We start from the raw sequence: 13,682 nt of genomic DNA on the forward strand, positions 1-13,682 counted from the left end.
AGTAAAATCAGGCATTGAATTCTTCACAATTCTTTGTCTTTTTTTTCTATTTTAGAGGGGATATGATATAATAAAGGGATAAACATAAGGTGGTAAATATGGCAAAATTAATTCCTGGGAAAATCCGTTCAGAAGGAATCCTTCTCTATGAAAACGGGAAAGTATCCCTACAGGAAATGAAGAATCAGTACCTCTATTTCAGAATTGACAATGAGTCCCTCCGCTATAGTCTAGATGATCAAGCAATTTTTTGTAGTTGTGAGTTTTTCCAGAAGAAAAAATTCTGTGTGCATTTAGCCGCAGGAGAAGCCTTTTTAAAAAATGATGAAGAAGGGAAGGAACTCTTGCTTGGTTTGGAGCAAGATGCAACAGAAAGTCAAGAAACAAAGGAAAAAGTATCTTTTGGAAGTTTGTTTTTAGATCAAGTCCTACCAAAAATTGAAAGCAAAGAAGTCCGTTTTGGTCTCTCAGCAACCGGTCATGTAGACGACTATTCCGGTCAGTTTTTGTGGACCCTTCGTATCTATCGCAGACCGGATGAGAGATCTTATGTGGTGCGGGATGTTGTAGCTTTTTTGCAAGCCATCAGAAAACAGTCCCATTTTGCGATTGGAAAAAGTTATTACGAGCCGATTTTCTACGCAGCATTTGACCCTGAAAGTCGTGCCTTAATTCGATTCTTAGAAGGCTTGTTATCGGGAGATACGGTGCATGATGCCCTCTTCTTTCCAAATGGGGGTCGTCATCTTTACTTTCCAATGAGCTTCTTTGAAGAAGCTGTGCAATTATTGATGGACTTACCGTTCTTTACCCTTGAAGTCGGACTGGATACCTATCAGGAAGTATTCTTTCAAGAACTCCAGGAAGATTCAGGCTTGTTTTCTTTCCAAGTAGTGGAAATGAAGGAGTTTATCGAACTACAGGTCCAAGTGGCTTCCTATAAAATGGTGGAAGGTCGCTTTCTTTTGGCAAATGGCCATTTTTATCAAATATCACCGCTTCAAAAGATTTTGATTGAGGCTGTGCAGAGTTTACCCCTCTCCAGTGATCAGAAAAGACATGTTCAATTTGATTTGTCTGATCAGACCAAATTAACCTATAGCTTAGAGCAATTCAGGAAAATTGGTGAGGTGAAAGCACCAAGTAATTTCTATATTCACGATTTTCAACCTCACTTTGCTTTTGATTTATCGGAGCAAGGAGAAGTGCTGATGGATCTAGTTTTTGTCTACGAGGACCGTATCGTTCGCTCTGAGAAAGAACTTAAGGATCTGCCTTATTCCAGTAATTTTGATAAGGAACGTTTGGTTTTTGAAACCATCTTGACAGCTGGCTTTACCAATCAATTTCAAACAAAACGAGCTCCTCTCCTTCCCAAGCAGATCTATCCCTTCTTTCAGCAGACCCTTCCCTTGTTTGAAGAACTGGGAGAGGTCGAAGTTTCGGATAAGTTGTTAGATCTGTATCAGGTTGAAAAGCCAAAGATTGCCATTCAAACCAGTGGTCGTCTCCTTGAGATTGGTTTTGAATTTGACTCCATTGATCCCTCTGAGGTTGAGCAAGTTATGAGTGCCTTGGTTGAGAAGAATGACTATTATATCAGTCAATCAGGAAAGGTTCTAATCTTTGATGAAGAAACCAAGCGGATCAGTCAGACTTTATTGAATCTTCGTGCAAAGAAGACAAAAACAGGTCAGTTACAAACCAATCGCATTGCAGCCTTCCAGCTCTCCCAGTTATTTGAGTCAGCTGACAATGTCCAATTTTCTGAAGAGTTTCGTCACTTGGCTCATGACTTGATTCATCCAGAACAATTTCCTTTGGGTGAGTTGCAAGTGACAGCTAAACTTCGAGATTATCAGGAAGTCGGAGTCCGCTGGCTATCCATGCTTAATCACTATGGCTTTGGGGGGATTTTGGCAGATGATATGGGACTTGGAAAGACCCTCCAGACCATTGCCTTTCTCTCAAGTGTTGCGACGGCGGATTCTAAGATTTTGATCTTAGCTCCATCTAGTCTAATCTATAATTGGAAAGAGGAGTTCGAAAAGTTTGCTCCACAAATGGAAGTGGAGGTTATCTATGGCCTCAAAGTAAGTCGCGACGAGGTGATTGCAAGCAACCCTCAGGTAGCGATTACCAGTTACGCTTCTTTCCGCCAGGACGTAGAGCAATACGAAAAAAATCAGTACCAATACCTCATCTTGGATGAAGCCCAGGTCATGAAAAATTCCCAAACCAAGATTGCCCAATATTTACGGAAATTCGATGTTCCTCATACCTTTGCTTTGTCGGGAACTCCAATAGAAAACCACGTAGAGGAACTCTGGTCGATTTTCCAAATTGTGCTTCCTGGTTTGTTTCCGGGTAAAAAAGATTTTAAACAATTGAGTCCAGAGACTATTTCTCAATACGTCAAGCCCTTTATCATGAGACGGAAAAAAAGTGAAGTCTTGCAGGAGCTTCCAGATTTGATTGAGATGACCTATAAGAATGAATTGGCTGACGATCAAAAAACGATCTATTTAGCTCAGTTGAAGCAAATGCAAGACCGCATTCTAAACTCTTCTGAAGAGGAACTCAATCGCAGTAAGATGGAAATCTTATCTGGTTTGATGCGTCTTCGTCAGATTTGTGATACTCCATCCCTCTTTTTAGAGGACTATACTGGAGAAAGTGGGAAGCTGGATAGCCTTCGAGAATTGCTAGAGCAGATCAAAGATGGAAACCAACGAGTGTTGATCTTCTCACAATTTAGGGGCATGTTGGATATCATTGAAAAAGAGTTGGATGCTCTGAAGATGACTTCGTTTAAAATCACAGGATCTACGCCAGCTAATGAGCGCCAAGATATGACCAACGCCTTTAACTCCGGTCAAGGGGATGCCTTTCTCATTTCCTTGAAAGCAGGTGGAGTTGGCTTGAATTTGACAGGTGCTGACACGGTTATTTTGGTTGACCTATGGTGGAACCCTGCGGTAGAAGATCAAGCCATTGGCCGTGCCCATCGAATGGGACAAGATAAGAATGTTGAGGTCTACCGGATGATTACTCGAGGGACCATCGAAGAAAAAATTCAAGAGCTTCAGACTAGCAAACGTCATTTAGTTTCTACCATATTAGATGGCACCGAAACGCGCTCCAGCCTTTCTATTGAAGAAATTCGGGAAATTTTGGGTATTTCGGTAGAATAACTTGAAAAATTAAATGAATAGTTTATAATTAATGAAGTGTCGAAAGGAAGAAATAGGATGACGGATAAGCAGTTTCCTCAAGTAGCAGATGATGAATTGATGCTAACTCAAATGCCCCATATGAATTTATATGATGATGGGGACTTCATTAGTAATATTCTTGGGGAGTATACAGATAAAAACTATTTAGAATGGGAGCCAATTGCTACTGGAAAGGTAGCAGAGCAACCTTATCAAAAAAATCTACAAAAATCCCTTCAAAAACCATTTGAAGTGCCTAAGTCAAGAAGGCAGCCGATGACTCCTGATTTCAAGGAGCCTGTTGATAAAAAGAGCCCGGCGAATCGCTACGCAGAAGAAGCTCGTGAAGCAGCGCGTGCTGATTTGAAAAAGAAGCGGACGGCTCCGTATTTAACAGCAGATATTGCATCTAAGCCTAATCGTAAAAAATTCACCCCTTCTTTCATGCCAAAAGGGAAGCCGACAGCTCCTTTTCAAAAAGAAAATCCCGGTGAATTGATTAAATATGGTGAGCGACTGAAACAAGAGCAATTGATCCTTTTAGAAGGGGCTGAGGAAGTTCCAGTTCAAGAATCCCATCAAGAAGAGAAACCAAAAAAGAACAATTATGATTTCTTGAAAAAGAGTCAAATCTATAACAAGGATCAACAGAACATTCCAACGAGACCTATTAAACAAGAACTCAATGTGACCAATCTGGACTAGCAGGAGGAGAAACTATGTCAAAAACATTTCATTTTATCGGAATAAAAGGAGCTGGTATGAGTGCCTTGGCTCTCATGCTCCATCAGATGGGACACACTGTACAAGGATCTGATGTAGAGAAATATTACTTTACTCAAAGAGGTCTGGAGCAAGCAGGGATTACCATCCTACCATTCAGCGAAGAAAATCTTACTGGGGATCAAATCTTGATTGCTGGAAATGCCTTTAAACCTGAAAACAACGTAGAGATTGCTTATGCAGATGCTCAAGGCTACACCTATCAACGCTATCATGAATTCTTGGGTGAATTTATGCGTGATTTTGTCAGCATGGGAGTAGCAGGAGCTCACGGGAAAACCTCTACTACAGGGATTTTGTCTCACGTTCTGTCTAATATCACAGATACTAGCTATTTGATTGGGGATGGAACTGGTCGTGGTTCGAAAGGTGCTAAGTACTTTGTCTTTGAATCAGACGAGTACGAACGTCACTTCATGCCTTACCACCCAGAGTATTCAATCATCACCAATATTGACTTTGACCATCCTGATTACTTTACTGGCCTAGAAGATGTTTTCAATGCCTTCAATGATTATGCCAAACAAATCTCCAAAGCCTTGTTCATCTATGGTGAAGATCCTGAGCTTCGTCGGATTACAGCTAAGGCTCCGATTTACTACTATGGATTTGAAGAAGAAGGCAATGATTTTGTAGCCAGTGATCTCTTGCGTTCTACTACGGGATCAACCTTTACTGTTCATTTCCGTGGAGAAGATTTGGGACAATTCCAAATCCCATCCTTTGGACGTCACAATATCATGAATGCAACAGCAGTTGTCGGCTTACTTTATATCGCTGGATTCGATCTTGATTTGGTTCGAGAACACTTAAAAACATTTGGCGGGGTCAAACGTCGCTTTACAGAAAAGATTGTCAACGATACCGTCATCATTGATGACTTTGCCCACCATCCAACTGAAATTATTGCCACTTTGGATGCAGCCCGTCAAAAATACCCAAGTAAGGAAATCGTAGCGGTCTTCCAACCTCATACCTTTACTCGGACGATTGCTCTCTTGGATGAGTTTGCGGATGCCTTGAACCAGGCTGATGCGGTCTACTTGGCACAAATTTATGGATCAGCTCGTGAAGTGGATCATGGGGATGTCAAAGTTGAAGATCTAGAAGCGAAAATTATTAAGAAATCAGGTGTGATTACAGCTGAAAACGTTTCTCCACTCTTGGATCATGACAATGCCGTTTATGTCTTCATGGGAGCAGGAGATATCCAGACCTATGAATATTCATTTGAACGTTTACTTGGAAACTTGACCAATAACGTTCAATAAGGAGATAACATGCAACCAAGCGTTAGGATTCGGTTTGCTAAAAAAAATGATTGGGATGAGATCGAGCAGATCACGTCCCAAAATTTTTCTTTTCAAAGAGAGAAGTTGCAAGAACTGAATGGGTTTAGGACCCTGGTCTTAGAATTTGAAGGGCGAGTGATTGGAAGTTGCCTGATTCAGATGGAGGAACAGTTCGAGAATCCCTCTTTAAAATTATTGTGGTTGGAAATTCTTCGAGACTATAGAAAACAAGGGTTTGGCACCTTGCTACTCGCCACACTCAAGTCTCTTGTAGCTCAAGAATCCTTGTTAGGGATTCATGTGACCTGCCAGGAAGAGTTGATTCCGTATTTTGAAATGAATGATTTTCAACTAGAGATAGAGGATAAGGAAGAAGGAGTTGAGGGCTATCACCTAATGTGGCACCTATCCCTATAGAAAGGAAGAAAAATGAACATTCGTCGTGCAACTATGAATGATTTAGAAGCCATTGTTGCCATAGAACTGGAAAATTTTAGTCCAGAAGAGGCAATAGATAAGACGGTGCTTGCAAAACATATTGAAACGTTTCATAATAGCTTTTTAGTCGCTGAAAAGGATGGCCAACTTCTAGGCTATCTAGAAGGACCTGTTACTCAAAAGAGATATGTCGATGACCGCTCTTTTACAACAGAAGTAAAGGAAGAGTCCCATCTACCAGGAGGTTTTATTACCCTTACGAGTCTTTCGATTTCTCAGTCTGCCCAAGGCTTAGGAGTTGGGAAAGCCCTACTTGAAGCCATGAAGAATCTTGCCTTAGAAGAAGGACGGGAAGGGGTTAGTTTGACCTGTCATGATTACTTGATTGAGTATTATGAAAGGAACGGCTTTGTAAACGAAGGACGCTCGGCCTCTAACTATGCTGGGGAAGTCTGGTACGATTTAGTATGGGAGGTCCCATCAAGTAAGTGATCAATAGGATTTAAGGCCCTCAAGCCTCGTTCCTATTGCTTTTCTATCCCTTTTAAGATATAATATTAAGGATTATGACAAGGGGGGTCAAGTATTTGACTGAAAACCAACAAGAGAATGAAAAATTATTAAGCTTCAAAGAGCGGATTCTCCGTGATCTTGAAGAAGCCAATAAACAGATTGTACAGGTTGAAAAAGAAGTTGACTTACCTGTTCAAGAAATTTCTATTCCAGAGAACCAAGAAGACGAGACGGAAGGGGCGCTTTCTGAGCTTGTGTCGGAAGAGTCCGAAGTTCAGGAAACCGTAGAGATTCCAGAGGAAGTAGAAAAAGTAGAAGTAGCAGAGGTTACAGAGGTTCCTGCAATTAAGGAAGTAGCCAAAGAGAACCAAGAAGAAACAACTCTACCAATCGAAGAGCCAACTCGAGAAGCAGAAAGCTCAAGTCAGCCTGTGGCTGTTTCGAGAAAAGAAACACCTGTATCTAGTGTTTCGCGCAAGGATCGGGATCAACGCGTTCAGAAAAAGAAAAAGCAGAACACCATTGCGAAACGAATCGTCTTGACGGTTCTAGGAATTCTTTTTGTCTTAATGGTTGCAACTGGAATTTTCGCGGTGACCTATGTTCGATCTAACTTAAATGCAATGGATGCCAAGTCTACAGAGTTTGTAACCGTTGAAATTCCTGCTGGATCTAGCAATCGTGAAATTGGGACCATCTTGGAGAAAAAAGGCTTGATTAAGAATGGTCAGTTCTTCAACTATTACACCAAGTTTAAGAATTATGGAAACTTCCAATCCGGTTATTTCAATCTACAAAAGAGTATGGATCTAGAGACCATTATTCAAAAATTGCAAGAGCAAGGGACCAAAACTCCGGAACCACCGGTCTTAGGAAAAATTACGATTCCTGAGGGCTACACGATTGATCAAATCGCTCAAGTGGTTTCTGTGGATGCTAGTTCCAAATCTGGTGCCAAGACTCCATATACGCAAGAAGAATTCTTAAAAGTAATCCAAGATGATGCTTTTATTGAAAAGATGGTAGCCAAATATCCTAAGTTACTAGCAACCTTACCGTCCAAAGAAAGTGGGGTACGCTATCGCTTAGAGGGCTATCTCTTCCCAGCTACTTACGGTTATGGAAAAGATAGTAAAATGGAAGATCTTGTGGACCAAATGTTAGCTGCAATGGACCAAAATCTTTCAGCCTACTATGACACTATGGAAGCTAAAAACATTGATGTCAATGAGGCATTGACTCTGGCTTCTTTGATTGAAAAAGAAGGCGCTACAGATAAAGACCGCAAGGATATTGCCAGTGTCTTTTATAACCGTTTGAATCAAGATATGCCTCTTCAAAGTAATATTGCCATCTTATACGCACAAGGTCAATTAGGCAAGAAGACGACTCTGAAAGAAGACGCAACGATTGACACCAATATTGATTCACCTTATAATATCTACAAGAATACTGGTTTGATGCCTGGTCCAGTAGATAGTCCAGGGCTATCTGCAATTGAAGCAGCCGTCAACCCAAGCAAGACAGACTACCTCTACTTTGTCGCAAATGTAGAGACAGGGGAAGTCTATTTTGCGAAAACTTTTGAGGAACACACTAAAAACGTGGAAGAACACGTGAATAGCAAATTAACAGAAAGCAGCTCAAACTAAGGAGGAGGTGGCATGCCACACCTTTTTAGTTCGAAAAAAATAATAGAAAAGAGAAAAGAGAAATAAATATGGCAGAAAAAACCTATCCAATGACCCTTGCTGAAAAGCAAAAGTTAGAACTTGAATTAGAAGAATTGAAATTAGTTCGTCGTCCAGAAGTTGTAGAGCGGATTAAAATTGCTCGTTCATACGGAGACCTTTCAGAAAACAGTGAATACGAAGCAGCTAAAGACGAACAGGCTTTTGTTGAAGGGCAAATCTCCAGCCTAGAAACAAAGATTCGCTATGCTGAAATTGTAGATAGTGATGCAGTCGCTGTTGATGAAGTAGCGATCGGAAAAACAGTCACCGTAAAAGAAATTGGTGAAGACGAAGAAGATGTCTACATCATCGTTGGTTCAGCTGGAGCAGATGCTTTTGCTGGTAAGATATCAAATGAAAGTCCAATTGGTCATGCCTTAATTGGTAAGAAAACAGGGGATACTGTGACGATTGAAACTCCAGCAGGAAGCTACCAAGTGAAAATCTTGAACGTTGAAAAAACAGAATAAAAAGAGAGTGGGACAGAAATCGGTCATTCGTTAGAATTCGATTTCGTCGTCCCACCTCCGCACAGTTGAGTAGGGCTGTAAAAGCTGATGAAAGCAGCGTAGTAGAGCCCACTCAACCACTGCGTCTTGCTCGACAATCCAAAGACAATTGAGAGGCTAGGACTTTTGTCCTAGCCTCTTTTTTTATAGTAATGGAAAAGGCCGAGATATTATCTCGGCCTATTTGTATGTATTAGTTACGGTTGCGTTGTTTTCCAGCGTTTCGTTTTTTGTTTCCGTTAGTTGGAAGGGAACGTTGAGCGTTGGCTGGATTGGTAGGTGTGATATCTTTTTTTACGCGATGTCCATTGGATGCTGGAGCTTTTGGAGGATTGTTTTTATATTCCTCAGCTACTTGTTTCCGCAATCTTGGACGGATGAGGTAGTTGATGACAAATTGTTGAATAATTTGTACAAAACCACCGACTACCCAGTAGAGGGTTACACCAGCTGGTGCCATCAAAGAGAAGACTGCAATCATAATTGGACTCATGAGAGCCGTTTTCTTCATAGTTTCTCTTTGGGTTTCATCTTCGATACCATGGAGAGAGAGCATGCTTTGAATGTAGTAAAGAACAGCAACAACTAAGGTTAAAGCCAGACTTTTTGAACCGAGATCAATGCCAAGGAAACTGCTCTTGTTGACTCCTGGAGTATATTGAGCTGCAAAATAAAGAGCTGAGAAGAATGGCATTTGAATCAACAAGGGCAAGCATCCAATACCGCCGAATGGGCTGACGCCGTTTTCTTTTTGGGCATTCATCAATTCAGAGTTGGCAAGAAGTTTTTCTTCTTGAGTCTCTGCATTTTTGATGCGTTCTTGAATCGGTGCAAAGATCGGTTTGAGGTAGTTCATCTTTTCTGATTGGTAGGTTGCCTTCCAAGATTGATAAATACCTAGAGGGAAGATGATGATTCGAACGATTACGGTTACTAGGATAATCCCTAAACCAAAGCCAAGTCCAAGATCCGTCGCAAAGAAATTGATGGCTTCTCCCATTGGTTTTCCAATGAGATTCCAGACGAAACCGGTCGGTTGTTTGGTCGTCTTGTCAATGCTGACACATCCCGTTAAGAGGAGGAGGGCAGACAAGCTGAGGGCTGCAAGTAGATAACGTTTATATTTTTTCACGAGTTTTTATCCTTTAATTTTAAATAATACCTTTCTATTCTACTGTTTTTTTATCAAATTAACAATAGTTCTCTGGACTTAATTTGAAATTTTAAAATCTTTGTAGGGTTCGAAGTTTGCCAGATGGACGTCCAGATAAGAAACTTTGGAAAAAGGAGTAGGACCTTTTCGTATTTCTTGGATAAATTTGGCCATGAGGGCATTGTCTTCACAGGCGGCAAGGATAGTGACTGTGCCGTCATCATTGTTCCAGACCCGACCTGTAATGCCTCCGATTTCTAATGCTAAGCTATAAACTCCCCAGCGGAAGCCAACACCTTGGACCCGACCTTGGGCTGTCATTTCAACTTTTTGCATGCTTGTTCTCCTTGTGATTGAATTCCTACTCAGGACGGAGAAGCTCCTCCTGTGAATGTGGTATAATAGTCTTATGAATATTATAACCTCTAAGTCCAATAATGGGATTAAAAAAGTTAAAAAACTTCATCAAAAAAAATACAGAACAGACTCCTACCTCATCGAAGGATGGCATCTTTATGAAGAAGCTGTCAATCATCAGGCACCGATTGAACAAGTCTTTGTTTTGGAAGAGTTTGTAGATAAGATCAAGATAGATGCGAAGGTGTCCATCGTATCTCCTGAGGTTTTAGCAGAAATTGCTGATTCCAAAAGCCCTCAAGGAATCGTGGCAGAAATTAAGATACAGCCAATCCAGCATCTTCAGCTGGCTCAAGGACGGTATTTATTGTTAGAGGATGTTCAAGATCCAGGAAATGTCGGAACCATGATTCGGACTGCTGACGCAGCGGGCTTTGATGGGGTGCTTTTAACCGATCAATCTGCGGATTTGTATAATATGAAAACCTTGCGCTCCATGCAGGGAAGTCATTTTCATCTTCCTGTTATCCGTTTAAACAAAGAGCAACTCTTGACAGGTATTAAAGAGAGCCAGCTCCCCATCTATGCGACCACCTTATCCAAGGACTCCGTTGACTATAAGAAAGTGGAAAAAGTCCCTGCTTTTGTATTAGTTATGGGCAATGAGGGTCAAGGTATCAGTTCTGAGATGGCTGAGAAAGCAGATCAGCTAATTCATATCTCGATGCCGGGTCAAGCAGAAAGTCTGAATGTCGCAGTTGCAGCAGGGATTTTAATGTTTTCTATGATTTAAGAATAGTGAGCTAGTTAGATTTAAGGAGGTGAGACTCGTGTATCAGAAAGATAAAGAATATATGGCTGAAGTGGGACATTTGATTCAACACCCAAAACTTCAAAAATTAAAGGAAATTCCGCATCATATTCACTCCAATCGTTTGGAGCATTCTATTCATGTTAGCTACACTAGTTACCGCATTTCTAAGAAGATGGGCTGGGATACCAAAAGTACAGCGAGAGGAGCTCTTCTGCACGATCTTTTTTACTATGATTGGCGCCAAGTCAAATTCAATAAGAGCCATGCTTGGGTCCATCCACGAATAGCTGTACGAAATGCAAAAAAGATAACAAGCCTCAATAAAAAAGAAGAGGATATCATCCTCAAACACATGTGGGGATTGACGCTTGCTCCACCACGTTACAAAGAATCTTTCCTCGTGACCATGGTCGATAAGTACTGGGCTATCAAAGAAGCCTCAGAACCAATGAGAAAAAAGTGGTCAAAGAGGAGACTTTTCCATCGAAAAATGTTAAAATCATAATAATTTAAGTTTGAAAGGAATGATTGATTATGAATCAACAAACCGTTATCCACGAACAAAGTGGCCTTAATAGCTTTTATAGCAAAATTTATTCTCTAGTCGGAGTTGGAGTTGGAATCTCAGCTGTTGTATCAGCTTTGATGATGACCCTTTTCCAAGAAACCTTCATGTATATTCTAATTCAGGCTCCATGGGTCTACTATATTGCCATTGCCGTTGAATTGATTTTAGTCCTTGTCGCTTCTAGACAATCGGTGAAAAACAATCCCATGGCCTTGCCTCTCTTTTTAACCTATTCCGCTTTGAATGGTTTTACCTTGAGTTTTATCATTGCTCGCTATGCTCAAGCGACAGTTTATAAAGCTTTTGTAGTCAGTGCCTTGATGTTCTTCATCATGTCAGCGATTAGTCGTGTGACCAAAAAAGACTTGTCTGGAATGGGACGAGCCTTTATGGGAGCCTTGATTGGTATCATCATTGCTTCAATTGCGAATATTTTCTTACAAAGCTCTGGTATGGATTATGTCCTTAGCATCCTTTGTGTGATTATCTTTGCAGGTTTGACTGCTTGGGATAATCAAAAGATTCGTTATGTCTATGAACAATCCAATGGTCAACCAACCAATGGTTGGGTAGTTGCCTTGGCTTTGGAACTTTATCTTGATTTTATCAACTTGTTCATCAATATCTTACGTATTTTTGGACGCAATGATTAATAGAAAGAGCCGGGGAACCGGCTTTTTTTGTTGGAAAACTTGTGATATACTAAAGAAAATTGATAGAAATGAGAATCTTCAAATGAAACGTCCATTTATTAGCAGGGAGAAATTAAAACAAATTACTGAAACCTATCCAACTCCCTTTCACCTATATGATGAAGCTGGTATCCGGCAGACAGCTCGTGCCCTCCATCAAGCTTTTTCTTGGAATCCAGGTTTTAAAGAGTATTTCGCTATCAAAGCAACCCCTAATCCAGCCATCCTAAAAATCCTAAAAGAAGAAGGATGTGGCGTGGATTGTGCTAGCTATGTGGAATTGTTGATGGCTCAAAAATTAGGATTTACGGGCCAAGAGATTATGTTTTCTTCGAATAATACGCCGGCTGAAGAGATGGTCTTTGCCCGTCAACTAGGAGCGACTATCAACTTGGATGCCTACGAAGATGTAGCTTTTTTACAGTCAGTTGCGACTCTACCGGAGGTTATCTCTTGCCGCTATAATCCAGGAGGGGTGTTTGAACTGGGAACGGATATCATGGATCACCCTGAGGAGGCTAAGTTCGGCATGACCAAGGAGCAATTGATCCGAGCCTTCCGTGAGTTAAAAGACTTGGGGGTTAAGCGCTTTGGAATCCATGCCCTCTTGGCTTCGAATACCATCTCTAATGATTACTATCCAGAATTGGCTAAGCAATTATTCCAGTTGGCTGTAGAAGTTGTTGAAAAGACAGGGGTGACTTTGGATTTTGTCAACCTTTCTGGAGGGGTTGGAGTGAACTACAAACCAGAAGACCAGCCGAATGACATCGCTGTGATTGGGGAGGGGGTTCGTCGTGCTTACGAGGCTATTTTAATCCCTGCTGGCTTAGATCAAGTAAAAATTTATACGGAATTAGGCCGCTTCATGTTGGCACCACATGGCTTGTTAGTCACCCATGTCACCCATAAGAAGCAGACTTATCGGACCTATCTAGGAGTAGATGCTTCGGCTGTCAACCTCCTCCGTCCTGCTATGTACGGGGCCTACCACCATATCACCAATCTCGATCGTCCAGAAGGTGAGACAGAAGTAGTCGACATTGTTGGTAGTTTGTGTGAAAACAATGACAAATTTGCCAAGAATCGGGAGTTTCCTATCTCTGAGATTGGGGATCTCTTGGTCATCCATGATACAGGAGCGCATGGTTATTCCATGGGCTATCAGTACAATGCCAAGCTTCGCTCTGCCGAGATTTTATTAGAAGAATCGGGCCAAGCTCGTCTCATCCGACGGGCCGAAAAACCAGAGGATTACTTTGCAACATTGTATGGCTTTGACTTTGAAAAATAGGGCCTTTTTGGTATAATAGAAAATGTGTAAATATTGAATTTAGGAGAAAAACACTTATGTCTACATTTTTGACAATTTTATTGATTATCCTTGCTTTCTTTGGTGGGATGTTGGCAGGTATGTACCTACTTCGCAAGCAGTTTGAAAAAGAATTTGCATCAAACCCACGTTTGAATGTTGAAGCGGTTCGTACCTTATTGGGAGCTAGCGGTCAACGTCCAAGTGAAGCGAAGGTACAACAAGTTTACCGTCAAATTTTGAACCAACAAAAAGCATCTTTGAATACGAAGAAGAAATAAAAGCAAGACTGATTACACAATA

General features: G+C 41.1%; 14 protein-coding genes. 12 read left to right on the forward strand and 2 right to left on the reverse strand.

The window, feature by feature from the left end; translation table 11 throughout:
- Window positions 1–98: 98 nt before the first annotated feature.
- The 7 genes from LXO72_RS00685 to greA all read left to right on the forward strand — a co-directional run bounded on the left by LXO72_RS00685 (window position 99) and on the right by greA (window position 8,444).
- A complete protein-coding gene (locus LXO72_RS00685; RefSeq protein WP_233331241.1) occupies window positions 99–3,194 on the forward strand; it encodes a DEAD/DEAH box helicase in 3,096 nt (1,031 codons plus the stop codon).
- Between the two features lie 57 nt (window positions 3,195–3,251).
- Window positions 3,252–3,920, forward strand: coding sequence for a cystathionine gamma-synthase (locus LXO72_RS00690; protein ID WP_233331242.1), 669 nt, complete (start codon window positions 3,252–3,254; stop codon window positions 3,918–3,920).
- A 14-nt stretch (window positions 3,921–3,934) separates the two neighbouring features.
- Entirely contained in the window at window positions 3,935–5,269 is a 1,335-nt protein-coding gene (murC, locus tag LXO72_RS00695) for a UDP-N-acetylmuramate--L-alanine ligase (protein ID WP_048715429.1), read from the forward strand.
- Between the two features lie 9 nt (window positions 5,270–5,278).
- Entirely contained in the window at window positions 5,279–5,707 is a 429-nt protein-coding gene (locus tag LXO72_RS00700; RefSeq protein WP_233331243.1) for a GNAT family N-acetyltransferase, read from the forward strand.
- A 12-nt stretch (window positions 5,708–5,719) separates the two neighbouring features.
- Entirely contained in the window at window positions 5,720–6,220 is a 501-nt protein-coding gene (locus LXO72_RS00705) for a GNAT family N-acetyltransferase (protein WP_233331244.1), read from the forward strand.
- Window positions 6,221–6,282: 62 nt separating this feature from the next.
- Window positions 6,283–7,893 (forward strand): endolytic transglycosylase MltG, encoded by a 1,611-nt coding sequence (gene mltG / locus LXO72_RS00710; protein WP_442805154.1) that lies wholly within the window; start codon window positions 6,283–6,285, stop codon window positions 7,891–7,893.
- Window positions 7,894–7,961: 68 nt separating this feature from the next.
- Window positions 7,962–8,444: a transcription elongation factor GreA gene (gene greA, locus LXO72_RS00715; protein ID WP_023024120.1), complete on the forward strand. Its 483-nt coding sequence runs from the start codon at window positions 7,962–7,964 to the stop codon at window positions 8,442–8,444.
- Window positions 8,445–8,676: 232 nt separating this feature from the next.
- Here the strand turns inward: greA and yidC are convergent, their stop codons facing one another.
- Together yidC and LXO72_RS00725 are read right to left on the reverse strand one after the other, a co-directional pair.
- Window positions 8,677–9,615, reverse strand: coding sequence for a membrane protein insertase YidC (gene yidC, locus LXO72_RS00720; protein ID WP_023024119.1), 939 nt, complete (start codon window positions 9,613–9,615; stop codon window positions 8,677–8,679).
- Between the two features lie 78 nt (window positions 9,616–9,693).
- Window positions 9,694–9,972 carry an acylphosphatase gene (locus LXO72_RS00725; protein WP_023024118.1) on the reverse strand — a complete coding sequence of 93 codons (279 nt, stop codon included), beginning with the start codon at window positions 9,970–9,972 and terminating at the stop codon, window positions 9,694–9,696.
- 73 nt (window positions 9,973–10,045) lie between these two features.
- Here LXO72_RS00725 and LXO72_RS00730 point away from each other — a divergent pair, with 73 nt between their 5' ends.
- The 5 genes from LXO72_RS00730 (at window position 10,046) to LXO72_RS00750 (ending at window position 13,660) form a co-directional block, all read left to right on the forward strand.
- Window positions 10,046–10,786 (forward strand): TrmH family RNA methyltransferase, encoded by a 741-nt coding sequence (locus LXO72_RS00730; RefSeq protein ID WP_233331246.1) that lies wholly within the window; start codon window positions 10,046–10,048, stop codon window positions 10,784–10,786.
- A 61-nt stretch (window positions 10,787–10,847) separates the two neighbouring features.
- Window positions 10,848–11,312 carry an HDIG domain-containing metalloprotein gene (locus LXO72_RS00735; protein WP_117744891.1) on the forward strand — a complete coding sequence of 155 codons (465 nt, stop codon included), beginning with the start codon at window positions 10,848–10,850 and terminating at the stop codon, window positions 11,310–11,312.
- A gap of 29 nt (window positions 11,313–11,341) precedes the next feature.
- Window positions 11,342–12,028, forward strand: coding sequence for a Bax inhibitor-1/YccA family protein (locus LXO72_RS00740; protein ID WP_129270194.1), 687 nt, complete (start codon window positions 11,342–11,344; stop codon window positions 12,026–12,028).
- An 82-nt stretch (window positions 12,029–12,110) separates the two neighbouring features.
- The gene (locus tag LXO72_RS00745; protein ID WP_123159485.1) at window positions 12,111–13,361 is read left to right on the forward strand and encodes a diaminopimelate decarboxylase; all 1,251 of its coding nucleotides are present in this window, start codon (window positions 12,111–12,113) and stop codon (window positions 13,359–13,361) included.
- A gap of 56 nt (window positions 13,362–13,417) precedes the next feature.
- A complete protein-coding gene (locus LXO72_RS00750; protein WP_006595782.1) occupies window positions 13,418–13,660 on the forward strand; it encodes a YneF family protein in 243 nt (80 codons plus the stop codon).
- Window positions 13,661–13,682: the final 22 nt, after the last annotated feature.

This window comes from Streptococcus sp. XMC (assembly GCF_021341835.1).
GTDB lineage: Bacteria > Bacillota > Bacilli > Lactobacillales > Streptococcaceae > Streptococcus.